Origin of the sequence: Paraburkholderia sediminicola (assembly GCF_046026675.1) — a bacterium.
GTDB classification, from domain to species: domain Bacteria; phylum Pseudomonadota; class Gammaproteobacteria; order Burkholderiales; family Burkholderiaceae; genus Paraburkholderia; species Paraburkholderia sediminicola_F.
The window spans coordinates 312,615-329,417 of the sequence record NZ_JAQQEY010000001.1 but is presented as its reverse complement, the minus strand read 5'-3'; the positions used below and the strand labels follow the sequence as shown (position 1 = coordinate 329,417).

Annotated in this window: 16 protein-coding genes; 3 read left to right on the top strand and 13 right to left on the bottom strand. The window is 61.3% G+C overall.

Annotated features, from left to right (window positions below):
* Positions 1 to 13 precede the first annotated feature (13 nt).
* The 6 genes from PQQ86_RS01420 to ugpQ all read right to left on the bottom strand — a co-directional run bounded on the left by PQQ86_RS01420 (position 14) and on the right by ugpQ (position 6,740).
* Positions 14 to 1,294, bottom strand: coding sequence for a dicarboxylate/amino acid:cation symporter (locus PQQ86_RS01420; protein WP_408264340.1), 1,281 nt, complete (start codon positions 1,292 to 1,294; stop codon positions 14 to 16).
* Between the two features lie 441 nt (positions 1,295 to 1,735).
* On the bottom strand, positions 1,736 to 2,806 hold the full coding sequence (locus tag PQQ86_RS01415) for an ABC transporter ATP-binding protein (protein ID WP_408264338.1): 1,071 nt from the start codon (positions 2,804 to 2,806) through the stop codon (positions 1,736 to 1,738).
* A 45-nt stretch (positions 2,807 to 2,851) separates the two neighbouring features.
* Positions 2,852 to 3,643, bottom strand: coding sequence for an ABC transporter permease (locus PQQ86_RS01410; protein WP_054035688.1), 792 nt, complete (start codon positions 3,641 to 3,643; stop codon positions 2,852 to 2,854).
* The gene (locus PQQ86_RS01405; RefSeq protein WP_093645614.1) at positions 3,640 to 4,578 is read right to left on the bottom strand and encodes an ABC transporter permease; all 939 of its coding nucleotides are present in this window, start codon (positions 4,576 to 4,578) and stop codon (positions 3,640 to 3,642) included. The genes PQQ86_RS01410 and PQQ86_RS01405 overlap by 4 nt, the downstream gene beginning before the upstream one ends.
* Positions 4,579 to 4,735: 157 nt before the next feature.
* Positions 4,736 to 5,848: an ABC transporter substrate-binding protein gene (locus PQQ86_RS01400; protein ID WP_408264335.1), complete on the bottom strand. Its 1,113-nt coding sequence runs from the start codon at positions 5,846 to 5,848 to the stop codon at positions 4,736 to 4,738.
* Positions 5,849 to 5,954: 106 nt separating this feature from the next.
* Positions 5,955 to 6,740, bottom strand: a complete 786-nt coding sequence (ugpQ, locus tag PQQ86_RS01395) for a glycerophosphodiester phosphodiesterase (protein WP_408264333.1) — start codon at positions 6,738 to 6,740, stop codon at positions 5,955 to 5,957.
* Between the two features lie 546 nt (positions 6,741 to 7,286).
* On the opposite strand from ugpQ, the gene PQQ86_RS01390 reads away from it, so the two are divergent.
* Positions 7,287 to 8,057 (top strand): DeoR/GlpR family DNA-binding transcription regulator, encoded by a 771-nt coding sequence (locus PQQ86_RS01390; RefSeq protein ID WP_408264332.1) that lies wholly within the window; start codon positions 7,287 to 7,289, stop codon positions 8,055 to 8,057.
* A gap of 69 nt (positions 8,058 to 8,126) precedes the next feature.
* Here the strand turns inward: PQQ86_RS01390 and PQQ86_RS01385 are convergent, their stop codons facing one another.
* Complete coding sequence (locus tag PQQ86_RS01385; protein ID WP_408264330.1) at positions 8,127 to 9,794, bottom strand: Na/Pi cotransporter family protein; 1,668 nt, start codon at positions 9,792 to 9,794, stop codon at positions 8,127 to 8,129.
* A gap of 225 nt (positions 9,795 to 10,019) precedes the next feature.
* On the opposite strand from PQQ86_RS01385, the gene PQQ86_RS01380 reads away from it, so the two are divergent.
* The gene (locus PQQ86_RS01380) at positions 10,020 to 10,703 is read left to right on the top strand and encodes a histidinol-phosphatase (protein WP_408264328.1); all 684 of its coding nucleotides are present in this window, start codon (positions 10,020 to 10,022) and stop codon (positions 10,701 to 10,703) included.
* 27 nt (positions 10,704 to 10,730) lie between these two features.
* Here PQQ86_RS01380 and PQQ86_RS01375 read toward each other — a convergent pair whose 3' ends face one another.
* From PQQ86_RS01375 to tauA, 3 genes are read right to left on the bottom strand one after another with little or no spacing between them, the layout of a single operon-like run.
* A complete protein-coding gene (locus tag PQQ86_RS01375; protein ID WP_408264326.1) occupies positions 10,731 to 11,600 on the bottom strand; it encodes an ABC transporter permease subunit in 870 nt (289 codons plus the stop codon).
* Positions 11,597 to 12,409: a taurine ABC transporter ATP-binding protein gene (locus PQQ86_RS01370; protein ID WP_408264324.1), complete on the bottom strand. Its 813-nt coding sequence runs from the start codon at positions 12,407 to 12,409 to the stop codon at positions 11,597 to 11,599. Before PQQ86_RS01370 ends, PQQ86_RS01375 begins: the two co-directional genes overlap by 4 nt.
* Positions 12,410 to 12,451: 42 nt before the next feature.
* Positions 12,452 to 13,474 carry a taurine ABC transporter substrate-binding protein gene (gene tauA, locus PQQ86_RS01365; RefSeq protein WP_408264322.1) on the bottom strand — a complete coding sequence of 341 codons (1,023 nt, stop codon included), beginning with the start codon at positions 13,472 to 13,474 and terminating at the stop codon, positions 12,452 to 12,454.
* 779 nt (positions 13,475 to 14,253) lie between these two features.
* Here tauA and PQQ86_RS01360 point away from each other — a divergent pair.
* On the top strand, positions 14,254 to 14,388 hold the full coding sequence (locus PQQ86_RS01360) for a hypothetical protein (RefSeq protein ID WP_266238591.1): 135 nt from the start codon (positions 14,254 to 14,256) through the stop codon (positions 14,386 to 14,388).
* A gap of 118 nt (positions 14,389 to 14,506) precedes the next feature.
* Here PQQ86_RS01360 and lipA read toward each other — a convergent pair whose 3' ends face one another.
* The 3 genes from lipA to PQQ86_RS01345 all read right to left on the bottom strand — a co-directional run bounded on the left by lipA (position 14,507) and on the right by PQQ86_RS01345 (position 16,716).
* Positions 14,507 to 15,514, bottom strand: coding sequence for a lipoyl synthase (gene lipA / locus PQQ86_RS01355; RefSeq protein ID WP_408264320.1), 1,008 nt, complete (start codon positions 15,512 to 15,514; stop codon positions 14,507 to 14,509).
* 13 nt (positions 15,515 to 15,527) lie between these two features.
* Complete coding sequence (lipB, locus tag PQQ86_RS01350) at positions 15,528 to 16,253, bottom strand: lipoyl(octanoyl) transferase LipB (protein ID WP_408264318.1); 726 nt, start codon at positions 16,251 to 16,253, stop codon at positions 15,528 to 15,530.
* Positions 16,254 to 16,389: 136 nt separating this feature from the next.
* A complete protein-coding gene (locus PQQ86_RS01345; protein ID WP_408264316.1) occupies positions 16,390 to 16,716 on the bottom strand; it encodes a DUF2917 domain-containing protein in 327 nt (108 codons plus the stop codon).
* Between the last annotated feature and the right edge of the window lie 87 nt (positions 16,717 to 16,803).

The window sequence follows — 16,803 nt, the reverse complement described above, 5'->3', positions numbered from 1 at the left end:
ACGGTTACCTGGCTTAAGCCCCGGCCGGCTCTTTGACCGCCACGTCACCCCGCAAAGCGGCGTTCAGCTTGTTGCGGTCCAGTTCCTTTTCCCATGCCGACACCACCACCGTCGCCACACCGTTGCCGACGATGTTCGTCAGCGCGCGGCATTCGCTCATGAAACGGTCGATGCCGAGAATCAGCACCATGCCCGACAGCGGAATGGTCGGCACCACAGCGAGCGTGGCGGCAAGCGTGATGAAGCCTGCGCCCGTCACACCGCTCGCGCCCTTCGACGTCAGCATCGTCACCGCCAGCAGCGTGAGCTGCTGCGTCCACGTGAGGTCGGTGTTGGTGGCCTGAGCGATGAACAGCACGGCCATCGTCATGTAGATGTTGGTGCCGTCGAGGTTGAACGAGTAACCGGTCGGCACCACGAGGCCCACCACCGAGCGCGAGCAGCCGAGCTTTTCGAGCTTCAGCATCAGTTGCGGCAGCGCGGCTTCCGACGAGCTCGTGCCGAGCACGATCAGCATCTCTTCCTTGATGTAGCCGACAAAGCGGAAAATGTTGAAACCCACCGCACGCGCGATGATGCCGAGCACGACCACCACAAACACGATCGAAGTCAGATAGAACGTGCCGATCAGCTTGAGCATCGGCAGCAGCGAGCCGATGCCGTACTTGCCGATGGTGAACGCCATTGCACCGAACGCGCCGATCGGCGCCAGCTTCGTGATGATGCGCACGACGCCGAACAACACATGCGAGAGCCCGTCGATGAAGTTGGTGACGACCTTGCCCTTCTCACCGGCCGTGGCCAGCACTGCACCGAACAACAGCGCGATCAGCAGGATCTGCAGGATTTCGCCCTGTGCGAACGCCGACACGAGCGTGTCCGGGATGATGTGCATCAGGAAGTCGACCGTGGTCTGGCCGTGCGCCTTCGCGGCATACGACGCGACCGCCTTGCCGTCGAGCGTAGCCGGATCGATGTTGAAGCCGACGCCCGGTTTCAGCACGTGCGTCGCGATCAGACCGAGCACCAGCGCGAACGACGAGACGATTTCGAAGTACAGCAGCGCCTTGCCACCGACGCGCCCGACCTTCTTCATGTCTTCCATACCGGCAATACCCGTCACCACCGTACAGAAGATGATCGGCCCGATCACCATCTTGATCAGCTTGATGAAGCCGTCGCCGAGCGGCTTCATGTCGACGGCGAAGTCTGGCGAATAATGGCCGAGCGCGATGCCGATGATGATCGCCACGATCACCTGGACGTACAGCACTTTGTGGATAGGTTTCTTCACGATGTTTCCTGCGATATGGGTGAGCTCAAGGCCTGCCACGCTGCGCATCATGCGAACGAATAGTCGTCACGCCTGTGCACGGCATCAGGCCGCGACAAGACGACGAATTCAGAAATACCGGGAGGGGAAATCAGACATCGTTGTCTCCTTGCTTTAGTTGTCGGACCGTTGCGGCCGCGTGATCTAAATTGCAAGGTCGATGCCAGCTTGACGCAAAGCAAATCACTTTGATTTTTATAGGTTTTTTGGCGTGTTACAGCACGCGCCGTCCGGGATTCCGGAAATACGGACGAGGGGTGTCGGGGAATCCGGAATCCACACAGGCGGCGAATCCGGGAAAACCCGGAGAGCCTTTCGGGCTGTGGCTTTTGCCTGCCTCAGCCGAAACCGCCTGGTCTGTACGCGGGGTTTTCGCCCACGTCAAACACTGCCATTCGGCTTCTATACACCGCCCTCTTCCAGCACCAGCAAGTTCTCGTGCGAGAAACCCAACGATACCGGCTGCCCCCGTTCGGGCAAGCCGCGATTCGGGTCGTTGAACACATCGAGTGAAATCACCGCGTCTTTCACGCGCGTTCTGATGCGCACCACCGCGCCGAGGAAATTCACTTCTTCGACGGTCGCGTTCAGCGTGTTACGGCCCGGCGCGGCCGGCTCCAGCACAATGGCTTCGGGTCGCAGCGCGAGCATGCGTTTCTTGCCCGCGTCGTCGGCCGGCAGTTCCTGCGTGGTGGTCAGTTCCTGACCGTCGACGGCCATCTTGCCGGTCTTCGGGTCGATCACATGGCCCGCCAGAATGTTCAGCGTGCCGACGAACGACGCGACAAAGCGCGTGCGCGGATAGTTGTAGATCTCTGAAGGCGTGCCGACCTGTTCGACGCGTCCCTCGTTCATCACGACGATGCGGTCCGAAATCGACAGCGCCTCTTCCTGATCGTGCGTGACGAAAATCGACGTGATACCCAACTCGCGCTGCAACGCGCGGATGTCTTGCCGCAGCGAAATGCGGATCTTCGCGTCGAGCGCCGACAGCGGTTCGTCGAGCAACAGCACCTGCGGCTTGCCGGCGAGCGCACGCGCCAACGCCACGCGCTGCTGCTGGCCACCCGACAACTGCCACGGATAGCGTTCGCCGAGATGCGGCAGCTTGATCAACTGCAACATCTCCTCGACGCGCTTGCTGATCTCCGCCTGCGGACGGTGCGTGATCTTCAAACCGAAGCCAATGTTATCGGCCACCGTCATGTTCGGAAACAGCGCATACGACTGAAACACCATGCCGACCTTGCGCTGCCGCGTACGCAGGTGCGTCACGTCCTTGTTGTCCAGCCGGATGATGCCGCGCGTCGGCGTTTCGAAGCCGGCGATCATCCGCAGCACCGTGGTCTTGCCACAGCCGGACGGCCCCAGGAACGTGATGAATTCGCCGCGCTCGATCTTCATGTCGAAGTGATGCAGCGCCGTGTTCGCCCCGAAGGACTTATGCAGATTTTCGATCTCAAGGAATGCCATGATTCGCTGCCTTAGTCGGACACATGAGTCCGTCAAATGAGTCCGTCAAACTTTCTGGCCGCTAAGCGCGCGGGCCGAGCCGAATACCTGAATCAAACCCATCGACGCCCACGTAATCACGAACGCGATGATCGCTAGCGCCGACGGTTCATACGCGCGGTTCGCGCCGATCAATTGCAGATACGGGCCAAACGCGGGGCGGTCGAGCAGACTTGCCAACGTGAACTCGCCGATCACCACCGCAAAGGTGAGAAACGCACCGGACAGAATGCCCGAGCGGATATTCGGGAAGATCACCTTGAACAGAATCGTCGGCCAGTTCGCGCCGAGACATTCGGCGGCCTCGGTCAGCGAGCGCACGTCGACGGCGCGCAAACCGGCGTCGACCGCGCGATACATGTACGGTAGCGAGAGCGTGACGTAGCCGAACACCAGCAACAGGTCGGTCGCGCGTTCGTTGGCCGTGAGCGGCAAAATCGAACTGCTGTTATAGATGCGCAGATAACCAAACACGATCACGATCGCCGGGACCACCAGCGGCAACAGCGTGATGAATTCGACGACCGGTCGCAGCTTCGGCAGCCGCAACTGCACGTAGTACGCAGTCGGCACCACCAGCAATACGCCGACAATGATCGTCAGTACCGCCATCAGGATCGAATACCCGAACGAGGCCTGAAAACGCGGATCGCTCAGCACGACGCTATACGCTTCGAAGCTGTAAACGCCGCGCTTCATGCGTAGGCTGAATTCGAATGTGGCGAGCAGCGGAATCAGAAAGTACAGCGAACCGACAATCATCGCGGTCCATGCACCCACACGCGACTGGCTTTTCATCGACGGCCCCTTTCAGCGCGTGAACGCAGCCAGATGTAGCCGCCATTCGACAAGCCCGTCACGAGCACCATGCCGAGCGCGAGCGCATAGCCGAGGTTCTGGTTGTGCATCACGTCGCCGCGAATCTGCGCGTACAGCAGGATCGTGACGATGTTGAGCGAACTGCCGGTCAGCGCGTAAGCCGTGGCGACGGCACCGAATGAATTGGCGAACAGCAGCAGCGTCGCGCCAAGCACGCTCGGCCACAACACCGGTAACGCCACGTGGCGCCAGTATTGGAAAGCAGTGCCGCCAAGGCAGTCACAGGCTTCGCGCCATTCGCGCTTCAGGCCGTCGAGCGCGGGTGTGACGATCAGCACCATCAAAGGAATCTGGAAGTACAGGTAAGTCAGCGTCAGCCCGGAAAAGCTCAAAACGCTGAAGCCGGTTGAGTACAGATTGAAGCCGAGGTACTTCTTCAGCAATACGGTCACGAGACCGACGCGCCCCAGCGTACAGATGAAGGCAAATGCGAGCGGCACGCCGGCAAAATTCGAGGCGACGCCGGAGAACGTCATCAACGTAGGACGAATCCAGCCCGGCAGTTTGCCTTGCACCGCCGCCCATGCGAGCAGCGAGCCGATCAACGCGCCGCCGAGCGCGGAAGCGGCGCTCACCTTGAAGCTGATCCAGTAGGCGTCCAGCACCGTGGGCTGGAGCAGGTCGCGAAAGTTGCCAAGCGTGAAGTGGCCTTGCGGATCCTGAAACGCGCCGACCATCAGAAAGCCGGTCGGCAGAATCAGGAACAGCAGTGCGAAGGTGAAAAACGGCACCACGCCGATCCAGGCGAGAAACTGCGACGCGCGGCCCGGACCGTTGACGCGAGGCGTTGGCGTGGGCACAGGCGGAACCAGCAATTCCGGCTGCACCGATCCAGCATCCGATGAAGCGCTCATAGCTCACCCTCAGGCAATCTGGCTAACGCGTGGCGCGCCGCTCTCGTGGAGCGGCACGCTACCTTTGAAACTGCGCGTTGCGGTTAGAAGCGGCGGCGCGTGCACCCTGCGATTGCTCGCTGCTGCATGGCCGCCGCAACCGCGTGCGACGCGGCGATTACTTGACGTTCGCGCCGACCGTTTCGTCCCAGTGCTTCGTGATGGTGTCCTTGTAGGCGTCCTGTTGGGATAGCGTCGGGAACACCACATTCTTGTACGACGACGGCGGCGGCAGCTTGTCGAGCAGCGCTTGCGGGACCTTCTTCGCTGCCACCAGCTCGTTATAGCGCATCGGATGGCAATAGCCGGTCAGCCAGCCGATCTGGCCTTCGTCGGAATACAGGTATTCCATCCACAGCTTGGCGGCGTTCGGATGCGGTGCGTAGGCGCTGATCGCCTGAACGTACACACCGGCGACCACACCCGTTTTCGGAATCACCACCTGCACCTTCGGATTGCCCTTCAGCGTGTCGCGGTCGGCCAGCGCGTTGTAGTCCCAACGCACGACGATCGGCGTGGTGCCTTGCGCGAGCGATGCGGCCTTGCCGATCACCGGCACGAAGTTGCCGTTCTTGTTCAGGTCGGCGAAATACTTGAGGCCAGCCTTGTCGGCCTTGCTCACATCGCCCTTGCTTTGCGACAGGCCTGCTGCGAACACGGCCTGGATCGCCTGATTGGCCGTGCGCGGGTCGCCAGCCAGCGAGACGGCGTTCTTATAGTCAGACTTGAGCAGATCGCTCCAGTCGGACGGCGCCTTGTCGATCATGTCTGCGTTCACTTCAAACGACAGCACGCCGTAGTAGTCGCCATACCAATAGCCATCGGCGTCTTTCGACTCTTTGGGAATCGAATTCCACGAAGCGACCTTGTACGGTTGCAGCAAGCCCTCGGCCTTCGCGGTCGGACCGAACGACAGACCCACGTCGATCACGTCAGGCGCTTGCGGACCCTTGTTGCCCTTGTTCGCCTTGATGGCTTCGACTTCGTCGCCCGAACCCGCATCCGGATTCAGCTCGTTGATCTTGATGCCGTACTTCTTCTGAAAGCCGGCCACCAGTTCACCGTAGTTGCACCAGTCGTGCGGCAACGCGATCACGGTGAGTTGGCCTTCCTGCTTGGCGGCTGCGACCAGTGCGTCGAGCGGCGCGGCCGAGGCGCTGCTCACGCCGGCTGCGGCGACACCCGCAGCGGCCGACATCGAAAGTAAACGAGCTAACGCGGTGCGCTTCATAGTCTTCCCCATCCTCTGCCGAAATTGCTACGTTTGGAAAATTTCTAGTTTCGAGCTCTAAGGGCGCACAGCCGTGCAAGCTCGCACTCGCGCACCCGCGTCATGCTCAGTCTGGATTCGCCGACGCCGAAAACATGCCGTGTTCCAGTCTATCGATGCGATCTGTACAAATCATGTCGACGCCCCATTGCGCCAGCAACTGCGCACGCTCAGGATCGTTCACCGTGTAGGCCAGCACCCGCAGTCCGGCCGCCTTGATCTCGGCGACCAACGACTCGGTCAGGTACCGATGGCTCGCGTGCAACGACACGCAGTCCAGTTCCCGCACGATGCGCAGCCAGTCAGCCGGCACCTCTTCGAACAGCATACCGCGCCGCAGTGAGGGTGCCGCATCGCGCGCCGCAGCGAGCGCCTCGAACGAAAACGATGACAGCAGCGGCGGCGTTTGCCCTTGCCACAAAGTCAGCGCGCCGTTTGCGACCAGACGCCCGGTGATCTCGTCCCGCCCCGGGCAGGGTTTGATTTCGATGTTGGCGGCAATGCCATCTCGTGCGCAACGCCCGGCAGCCTCGGCGAGCGTCGGAAGGCGCGTGCCGGCGAACTGCGGCCCGAACCAGGCGCCGGCATCGAGCGCGGCCAGCTGGTTCCACGTGTGTTCAGCAGCGGCGCCATGGCCGTTAGTGGTGCGTTCCAGCGTGTCGTCGTGCAACAGAAAGAGCTGGTTGTCGGCTGAGAGCTTGGCGTCGAACTCGACCATGCGGTAGCCGTAACGCACACATGCATCGAAACCGGCCAGCGTGTTCTCCGGCGCCAGCGTGCCGCCGCAGCGATGCGCGACCAGCCTCGAATACGGCCAGTCTGCGGATAAGGTGCGATCAATCCCGTTTCCCACGTCTCGTTACCTTCCAGATAGAGCGGGTTAAATATGCTCTCGACACGTTCCAGACTGCCACTGCCGTCATGCTACAACTGCGCGATGCTGCCTCTACGCGTGAGCCCCGCGCGTAGTATCGCGCCAATGGGGGACGCTGCGATAGCTGACCGCACGGCCAACGCCGCACGCGCTGCAATCTTATTCTCAGGATGCCGAATCGTGCCGCTTCCCGGCAGCGCCGCATGCAGCAGCGAATGATTCAGACGGCAGATCCCAAGATCCATTATGGCAACGACATGTGTCTAACAAATTGCTAAAAAACGCCGCGAAATGCTCGAAATCGGACATTTCAATTCCTTTTCGAACATTTGATGTTCGAAATATGCGCCGCGCTTCGATCTGCGAAGGCTAAGGTGAAATACACAAACTTGCAAGCTGCCAAAAAAATACAACACAATTCGGCTAAAGTAGTACGCTTGTCATTGTCCGGACACACTTCCGTGTCCACGATGACGCTATTAAAACAAGCCGTGCGAACGTGCGTTCGCATCCAAGGAAAAATGCATGTGGCAGGAAGACCGTCATCAGAGAATTCGCGCGTTGCTGTCCACGCTTCAGCGCGTGTCGACCGAACGGATCATGGCGGACCTTGGCGTGTCGCGCGAAACGGTGCGGCGCGACCTGCTCGACCTGGAGGCGCTAGGTGAATTGCGGCGCGTGCATGGCGGCGCGATCAAACCCGCCGACGAAGCGCCGATCGCCGAGCGCGCCCACATGCGCGTCAAATCCAAAACCGCGATTGCCAAGGCAGCCATCGGTTTGATCGCGAGCGGCCAGACACTTTTCATCGACGCGGGTACCACCACCGCAGCGCTCGCTGAAGAGCTGGCGAAACTGGCGAACCTGACGATCGTGACCAATTCTATCGACGTCGCGTTGAAAATGCGTGGCGCCGTGGATCAAACGGAAGCAGCCAACGAAGTAATTCTGCTGGGTGGCTCGATCAGCGATCGGGCAATGGCGACCACCGGCGCCACCACCGTGCTCGACATCCAGCGCTATCGTGCGGACATGGCCCTGCTCTCGCCGGTCGGTATCGATCACCGGCATGGCGCGACTAACTACGATCACGCTGAAACCGAAGTGGCGCGCGCCATGGTCGCCAACGCAGACCGCGTGGTGATCCTCGCCGATTACAGCAAGATCGGCCAGCGCAGCCGGATTTCGTACTGTCCGGTCGATCGGATCGATGTGCTGATCACCAACAAAAAGGCAGCCGAAGCCGCCGACTTTGCATCGCTGAAAAAGAAGCTGGAGGAGATCGTTCTGGCTTAGGGCGCCGGTGTGTTCGGCGCTTCGCACGAACGCTTCAGGGCGCGCGGCAAGAGCGCTGGGCAAGCCGCTTTATTCCTTCACATGCATCGTGTCGAGCACGCGCTTGCGCAAGCGCGTGTCGCGCAGCGCGCCGGCAGCTTCGAGCACCGGATAGGCCGTCGAGCAGAACAGCGAATTGAGCCGTTTCATGTCGCTGATCAGATCCAGATGCAACGCACTGGTTTCGATGCTACGCAAGCTTTGCCCGGCGAGCCGATCCAGGTGCTTGTATGAGTACGCGCGCTCCAGATCGCGAAAGCGCTCCTTCTCCGCCAGCAGCCGCTCTGCACAACGCAGGTCGTTATTCAGAAACACCGACAGGCCAAGTTGCAGATTGCTGACGAGCCGTGCCTGCAGGTCGTCCAGCTCGCCCAGCCCCTCCTCCGAAAACGACAGCCGGTGCGCGATCTTCTTTTCCTCGATATCGCCGACAATCCGCTCGATGATGTCGCCCGCATGCTCAAGGTTAATCGTCAACGAGATGATGTCGGTCCAGCGGCGGCTATCGGCTTCGTCGAGTTGCTCGCGGGAGATCAGCGTCAGATAGGTTTTGACCGCGGCGTAGAGCTGGTCGACGTCGTCGTCCATACGGACCGTTTCGCGGGCCTTTTCGAGGCTGTTTTCATGGATCAGGCCCGCGACGTTATCGAGCATGGTGCGCACGATGTCGCCAATGCGCAGCACCTCGCGCGCGGCGTTCGCTAGTGCGAGCGTGGGCGTGGAAAGTGCGGCGGCATCCAGATGCAGCGGCCGCAGTTCGCCGTTGGGCTGCGGCCGATCCGGCAACATCCGCGTGCAGATGCGCGCCACCGGATCGATCAGCGAAAGACATACGCAGCAGCGCAGCGTGTTGTAGATCACGTGAAAACCGACCACGGCTTCGCGTGGATTCGCGATCAGCACCGGCAGCCCGCGTGCCAGGAGCGGCGCGAACGGCAGGATCAGCAGCGCACCGGCCAGTTTAAACGCCAGACTGCCCAAAGCCAGACGCCGCGCCGCCGCATTCTGCGCGAGGGTGCCCATCAGCGCCAGCAAGCCGCTGCCGAGATTCGCGCCGATCACGAGACACAGCGCCACCTTCAGTGAGATCACACCGGACGAGGCAAGCGTCGCTGTCAACAGGACCGCCGCGAGACTCGAATAGGACAGCATCGCAAATGCCGCGCCGACCAGTGCGTCGAGCATGGTGTCGCCGGTCAGCGCGCCGAACATCACGCGTACGCCGGCGCCTTGCATCATCGGCTGGGCGGCTTCGACGATCAGGTGCAATGCCAGCAGGATCAAGCCAAGCCCAATCAGCGTACGGCCGACCTGGCCCGCGCGTGTTTGCTTGCGCGACAGAAAGAGCGGCACGCCGAACAGAATCAGGATCGGCGACAGCCATGTCAGATCGAGGGTCAGCAACCGCGCCATCAGCGCGGTGCCGACGTCGGCGCCAAGCATGATTGCGAGGCCGCTGGTGAGAGGCAGGAGACCTTGCGCGGCGAACGACGTGACGATCACCGCTGTTGCATTGCTGCTCTGCACGAGGCTTGTGACGCCGACGCCCGAAAGGAAGGCACGCCAGCGGCTACTGGTGCTGCGCCCGAGGACACCGCGCAGATCGGCGCCGAGCACGCGCAGGATACCGGTACGTACGATGTGCGAGCCCCACACGAGGAGCGCCACACCAGCCAGAAGGTTAAGGAGAATCAACATAAGGCACTGCGCATCCGTTCCTGCTGCCATGACCCGAACCGCATGCCGCACAAACCGGCACCCGGGGTGTTTATGACAGTAGTGTTGCACATTTTTGCCTTATTGTAATTTTGTGCTTTTAAATATACGCTCGTGCCAAACTGTGGATTGCCGTGTACCGGCTCATCGTCCGGAATGCAGTTCACTCGATCACCTAGTTTGCCCACTTCATCACAAGGACTCTGGATGAGCCGCAACCTTGCGCTGTTCGACCTGGACCATACGCTGCTGCCGCTCGATAGCGATCAGGCATGGGCCCACTTCATCGCTGGATTGGGCATAGAAGGCGCTGCGCAGCACGCGGAAGAAATCGACGATTACTACCGGCAATATGTGGCCGGCACGCTCGACATGACCGCCTATCTGAACTACACATTGGCGCCGCTCGCTCGCCACTCGCGCGAACAGCTCGACGTGTGGCATGCGCAGTTCATGGAAGATGTGATTGCGCCGGCGATCCTGCCGGCTGCGCGGGAACTTGTGCAACGTCATATTGCAGCGGGCGACCTGTGCTGCATCGTCACCGCCACCAATGTGTTCATTACGAAGCCGATCGGCAAGGTGCTCGGCTTCGAACATCTGCTGGGGATCGATCTCGGCACTGAAGGCGGCGATCCTTTGGCGCGCTTTACCGGAACCGCTGTCGGCGTGCCGACTTTCCGCGAAGGCAAGATCACACGCACCGAGAACTGGCTGGCTTCGCTCGGCCATCGTCTGCAGGATTTTCCGCAGAGCTGGTTCTATAGCGATTCGATCAACGACGTGCCTTTGCTCGAGCGCGTCACGCATCCGGTCGCGACCAATCCCGACCCGCGCCTGCGCGCCATTGCCACGGAGCGCGGTTGGCCGGTGATCGAACTGTTTGCTTGAGACTGCGCGGGCCGGCTCGGGCTGCGGCTACACACGCCCCTTCCACGGCACCAGCCGCCGCTCCAGCGTACGCATGCCGAGATCGAACAGCCAGGCGATCAGCCCGATCAGTACGATGCCCATCACCACCACATCGGTACGCAGAAAGCTCGACGCGTTGAGCACCATCTGACCGAGGCCGGCGGTGGCCGCGACCATCTCGGCAGCAACCAGGGTGGTCCAGCCGAAGCCGATAGCAATCCGCAAGCCGGTCAGGATCTCAGGCAACGCTGCGGGCAGAACCACATGTCGCACAATCTGCGCGAAGTGGCCACCCAGCGAATACGCCGCATGAATCTGCTCGATGGTCGCACTGCGCACACCGGCACGCGCTGCCATTGCGATCGGTGCGAAACACGCAAGATAGATCACGACGATCTTCGCCGTCTCGTCGATGCCGAACCAGATCACCACCAGCGGCAAATACGCAAGCGGCGGCAACGGCCGGTAAAACTCCAGCGGCGGATCGAGCAAACCGCGCGCAACCCGGCTTACGCCCATCAGGATGCCGACCGGCACCGCCGTGACCGCAGCCAGCGCGAACGCACCGAACACGCGCAGCGCACTCCATGCGAGATGTTCTGAGAGTGGCAAGCCGCCTTGAATACGGCCGTGCCAGGCGTCCAGAAATGCGGCCCAAACCGCCTCGGGTGTCGGCAGAAAGAGTGGAGGCAGCCAGTGCAGATGCGTGGCAAGCCACCATAGCGCCGCGAGCGTCGTGACCGAGACCGCGCTCAGCGCGGCGGTCGGGCCTTCGCCCGGCAAACGCCAGCCACGAACCGGGCGCGCTTTACGTCGCGGCGGCTCGCTTGTCTGGTTCAGGGGCACGGTGCCCAACGATTCACGTGAAGCCGTCACGACAGCACCTCTTCCTGGTTCTGGTTGCGCTCGCCCTGTTCGTGCAGACGGCGCACCAGCCGTTCGCGCCATTCGATGAAATCCGGCGACGACTTTACCGCACGTGCGTCGCGTGTCTCGAGAAAACGCTGCGCGAATGGCAGGTCGTAGCTCTCGGCGATACGGCCGGGTCCCGGCGTCATCACGACGAGGCGTGTCGCCAGAAACAGCGCTTCCTCCACGCTATGCGTAATGAAGAACACCGTCTTGCGTGTGCGGCCCCAGACGTCGAGCACGAGTTCCTGCATCGACTCGCGCGTCATCGCGTCGAGCGCGCCCATCGGTTCGTCCATCAGCAGCACTTGCGGATCGCTTGCCAGCGCGCGTGCTATGCCCACGCGCTGCTGCATGCCGCCCGACAGCGCGTAGACACGCGAGCGCGCATGCTTCTCGAGCCCAACCAGCGCCAGCATCTCCAGCGCGATGCGCTCGCGCTGCGCCTTCGGCATACGCTGAAAACGCAGGCCGAGTGCGACATTGTCGAGTACGTCGAGCCACGGCATCAGCGCGTACTTCTGAAACACGACACCGCGGTCCGCGCCAGGTCCAAGCACGGGTTCGCCGTTCAGACGCACCTCGCCTTCGGTCGGCTGAATGAAACCAGCGATGCAGTTCAACAAAGTCGTCTTGCCGCAACCGGACGCACCCAGCGCAACGACGAACTCACCCGGTTCGATATGCAGATCGACGTCAGCGAGCGCGATGTGCGGCGCCGCGCCGCGTGCGCCTTCGTAGGCGACGTGCAGCCGCCGTATCTCAAGACCGCTCATCGCCATGCTCCATGATGCCAATGGGTAAGCTCATTAAAAAAGTTAATGCGCCGCGCGCTGCACGAACTGCGGATCGACGCCGGTCGAGTAATCGGCCAGCACGTTCTGAATCGTGCCTTGCGTCTTCAGGAACGCAGCGGTCGCAGCAAGCGATTTAGCCGCACCAGATTGCGCACCGCCGCCAAGCCATGCATTCGAGGCCTGCTGCGCCGGCGTCGGGAATGCATACAGTGCGAGACTTGCCGGCACTTCCTGCGCGGTAGCGCCGGACTCCTTCGCAACCGCCTCAACCTGCGGCGACGTCGCGGTCCATGCCGACGTGTGATCACGATAGCTCGCATCGGTCGCGGCCAGCACCTTCACGAAGCGCGCGACGAACTCGGCGTTCTGGCTGGCGAACTTGCGGTCGACGACGAAGCCGTCGAAAGTCGCTTTGCCGGTTTGCTGCGCAACCTGCCCGGACGTGATCAACACCTTGCCGTTCTTCTTCACCTTCGCCAGCACCGGGTCCCAGATGTAAGTCGCGTCGATGTCGCCACGCTCCCACGCCGCCGCGACCTCAGGCGGGCGCAGATTGACGATCTTCACATCCGAAGGATTCACGCCGGCGCTCTGCAGTGCCACCAGCGTATGAAAGTGCGAGGTCGACACGAACGGCACGCCAATCTTCTTGCCCTTCAGGCCGGCGACACTGGTGACATTGGAACCGTCACGCGCGACCAGTGCTTCGGCATCGTTGATGTTGTCGAGAATCCAGAACAGCGAAATATCGACGCCCTGCGACAGTCCGGCGGCAATCGGACTCGACCCCGCTTCGCCGAGTTGCACCGAGCCCGAAGCCAGCGCGCGGATCACGTCGGCGCCGCTGCCGAGCTTGCGATAGGTGACCTTGTAGCCGGTGGCTTTCTCGACTTCCCCCGTGGCCTGCGCATAACGCCAAGGCACGACCATGTCCTGATACGCGATCACGACTTCTTTGGTGTCGGCGTGTGCAACGGAAGAAAACGGCGCGAACAGCGCGAGCAGCGTAGCGAACGCGGCGAGCGGACGAAGCAAGCGGTTCATCGAGAAACCCCTTTAGTGTGTGTTGTCTGGGAGGCTTTCGACTATAGGGAGTTTGTCCGCGGACGGTTCTAATTAATCCGCGATTGCTAATCACGCTGTTCGAGCATTGCTTTTCACGCTGAGTTGGATCGGCGCGACTGCTGCGGTGGCCAGTAGAAGGGTTCTAGCGAAGGGTTACGGATTGGGATGACTTTGCACAAGCTGGCCATTCGGCGGATTGACCGCGTGTTGGCCAGAGCGGGATGATCACTGCGTCTCCCTCACCTCGCATCCTTATGATGCGTTATCCTTAGCCGCTTGAGTTGGTTGTTTTTTAACGTCGGCGTACCCGTGTTCGCGCCGATCGCCCTGCTTCCCTTATTGAGTTTCTCGCGCCTCTATAGGTACGCGTCGAAAGGCATCTCAACGAGAGCGATTCGGGACGGTCAGCTACTATGGGTCGTCATTTCCATGTGTGCCAGCGCTTGCTATGAGATCGGTAGCGCATTGAGCGAAGCGTCAACGAACAGCACGCTCGCGTTCATGTTGGCGGGGCTGCTCTGGCACGTGCTATTTATCGTCGTAGCGTCCGTACTCGTGTCATTCGCCGCGGCTGATTCCGTATCCCAACCGGTACATGACTGCAGCGGGAGAACTCGTGACCGACGGCTGATATGGCTTTCACTTGTGATGACAGCAATCGTCGCGACCTCGTTCTCCATATCTCATTATTCGTTAACCTAACTAATTTACAACGGCTGAGCTATACTTTGTCACCACGCCTCACAGGGAGAACCCACATGCCCAATCTGATCGACTACGTCATCGAGAACCGTGCGTTTCGCGATCGTTTTATCGACCTCATGTTCCCCTTCACGATCATTGGTGGAACGCTCGCCTCGATCTGCATGCTGCTCGCACGGTATTACCGGTAGCCCGAGCAAGTAGACCGCCAGCGCATGACTCAGACGGCAAAAGCCGGCCTGCCAGAAAAAACAAAGCCCGCAACACGTGCGGGCTTTGCATTTTCAAACTGACAACACATTAAACCATTCAAACCACTCCGGCTCCATGCGCCTGCAGATCGGCGTGGTAGCTCGAGCGAACCATCGCGCCCACCGCTGCGTGCGTAAAGCCCATCTTGTACGCTTCTTCCTCGTACATCTTGAACGTGTCCGGATGCACATACGAGCGCACCGGCAGATGATGTTCCGACGGTTGCAGATACTGGCCGATCGTCAGCATGTCCACGTCGTGCTCGCGCAGATCGCGCATCACTTGCAAAATTTCTTCTTCGGTCTCGCCGAGGCCGACCATCAGGCCGGACTTGGTCGCGACGTCCGGATGCAGCGCCTTAAAATCCTTCAGTAGCTTCAGCGAATGCGCGTAGTCCGAACCGGGACGCGCTTCCTTGTACAAACGCGGCACCGTTTCGAGGTTGTGGTTCATCACATCAGGCGGTGCGGCGTTCAGAATGCCGAGCGCGCGATCCAGACGGCCGCGGAAGTCCGGCGTCAGAATTTCAATACGTGTCTCCGGCGACAGTTCGCGCGTCTGCCGGATGCACTCCACGAAGTGAGCAGCGCCACCATCGCGCAGATCGTCACGGTCGACGCTGGTGATCACCACGTACTTCAGCTTCAACGCGGCGATAGTGCGCGCCAGGTTGCCCGGTTCATCCACGTCGAGCGGATCGGGGCGGCCGTGGCCGACGTCACAGAACGGGCAGCGGCGCGTGCACTTGTCACCCATGATCATGAACGTCGCGGTGCCCTTGCCGAAGCATTCGCCGATGTTCGGGCAGCTCGCTTCTTCACACACCGTGTGCAGATTGTGTTCGCGCAGAATCTGCTTGATCTCCGAAAAGCGCGAATTACCGGTGGCCGCTTTGACGCGGATCCAATCCGGCTTTTTCAGCTTTTCGATCGGGATGATCTTGATCGGAATACGGGAGGTTTTGGCTTGGGCTTTCTGCTTTGCGGTGGCGTCGTAGGCAGCGGCGGAAGCCGGCACGGCATCAGGAGCGGGAGAAGCTGCGAGGTTCGCGGTAACGTCAGTCATTCGTTCGGTCCAGTCAGGCGGTGAGGGCACCGGCCTGCGGTTGGGCGACGGCCGCGGGACTGCCGTCGAGGTTTGCGGTGAGGCGTGCTGCAAAGGTACGGGCCACGTCGTCCCAGCCGGCGGCAACGCCCAGCGTTGCCATATCAACTGTTTCGAGCCCCGCGTAGCCGCATGGGTTGATGGCCAGAAACGGCCGCAAGTCCATATTCACGTTCAGGCTCGCGCCGTGATAGCTGCAGCCGTTGCGGATTTTCAGACCCAGCGCGGCGATCTTGGCGCCGGCATGCAAGCCGGCTTCCGGCCCGGGCGCCACGTAGATACCGGGGGCGCCCGCCTTGCGTTCTCCGGCGAGATTATACGCCGCGAGGGTGTCGATCACGGCCTGCTCGATCCGGGTGACCATCTCGCGCACCATCAGCTTGCGTCGGCGCAGGTCCAGCAACAGGTAGGCAACCACCTGCCCGGGGCCGTGATACGTGATCTGCCCGCCCCGGTCGACTTTCACAAGCGGAATGCCGCTATCGGCGGCCAGCAGATGCGCTGGGTCGCCGGCCTGGCCTAGCGTGAAGACGGGGGGGTGTTCGACCAGCCATATCTCGTCGGGTGTATCGGCGGTGCGCGCGTCGGTAAACGCGCGCATCGCTTCGAAACTGGCTTCGTAAGGTTCATTGCCGAGCCAGCGCAGCGTAAGCGGCGCCGTGGCGGGCAAGGGAGACGGGGAAACCGGGGTGGTGCACATGATCCCGACAGTTTACCGAAATCCTGGCATCCCCGCCGGAAGTGCCCGCTTCGGCACTTGGCGGCGCTTCGTTGCGCGCCGGAGCGCCGTTCAACTGCAGCGCCGCTCCGCCATCGCGTCGCGTCGCCGCCAGCGCTCACACCGTGCGCCAGCCCCCACGCACGCGGGCCGCCAGCCGTTCGCCCACCCGCGCGAGCCAGTTCAGCGCACGTTCATCGCAGCGTGTCGGCACTGAAAACGCGACCTTCGCATGCGTGCTGCCCTCGGCGCTCAACCACAGCCGTTCACCGCGCCGCAGACGCAGCGTGTGGCCGGGCTGGAGCCAGTAGTCTTCGGTATCGTCGCTACGCGTGACCCACACCGCGCCGCCGTGCACGACCAGCTTGGTGCTGCGTGCTACCTTCGTAGGAATGGTTTCGCCATTGCGGATTTCAAAGGCGATACTAGAGGAAATTTCTCGCATGATGCCCTCGCCAAAATTCGTTTCGTGACTACAATCCTAGGCGTAGCAAGGGTTTACGCAAAACGATCTATTTTCACCTCTATGTGA

Coding starts and splice junctions, on each gene's coding strand:
- PQQ86_RS01415 (WP_408264338.1), bottom strand. CDS start 2,806: ATGGCATTCCTTGAGATCGAAAATCTGCATAAGTCCTTCGGGGCGAAC.
- PQQ86_RS01410 (WP_054035688.1), bottom strand. CDS start 3,643: ATGAAAAGCCAGTCGCGTGTGGGTGCATGGACCGCGATGATTGTCGGT.
- PQQ86_RS01405 (WP_093645614.1), bottom strand. CDS start 4,578: ATGAGCGCTTCATCGGATGCTGGATCGGTGCAGCCGGAATTGCTGGTT.
- PQQ86_RS01400 (WP_408264335.1), bottom strand. CDS start 5,848: ATGAAGCGCACCGCGTTAGCTCGTTTACTTTCGATGTCGGCCGCTGCG.
- PQQ86_RS01390 (WP_408264332.1), top strand. CDS start 7,287: ATGTGGCAGGAAGACCGTCATCAGAGAATTCGCGCGTTGCTGTCCACG.
- PQQ86_RS01385 (WP_408264330.1), bottom strand. CDS start 9,794: ATGTTGATTCTCCTTAACCTTCTGGCTGGTGTGGCGCTCCTCGTGTGG.
- PQQ86_RS01380 (WP_408264328.1), top strand. CDS start 10,020: ATGAGCCGCAACCTTGCGCTGTTCGACCTGGACCATACGCTGCTGCCG.
- PQQ86_RS01370 (WP_408264324.1), bottom strand. CDS start 12,409: ATGAGCGGTCTTGAGATACGGCGGCTGCACGTCGCCTACGAAGGCGCA.
- tauA (WP_408264322.1), bottom strand. CDS start 13,474: ATGAACCGCTTGCTTCGTCCGCTCGCCGCGTTCGCTACGCTGCTCGCG.
- PQQ86_RS01360 (WP_266238591.1), top strand. CDS start 14,254: ATGCCCAATCTGATCGACTACGTCATCGAGAACCGTGCGTTTCGCGAT.
- lipA (WP_408264320.1), bottom strand. CDS start 15,514: ATGACTGACGTTACCGCGAACCTCGCAGCTTCTCCCGCTCCTGATGCC.
- lipB (WP_408264318.1), bottom strand. CDS start 16,253: ATGTGCACCACCCCGGTTTCCCCGTCTCCCTTGCCCGCCACGGCGCCG.
- PQQ86_RS01345 (WP_408264316.1), bottom strand. CDS start 16,716: ATGCGAGAAATTTCCTCTAGTATCGCCTTTGAAATCCGCAATGGCGAA.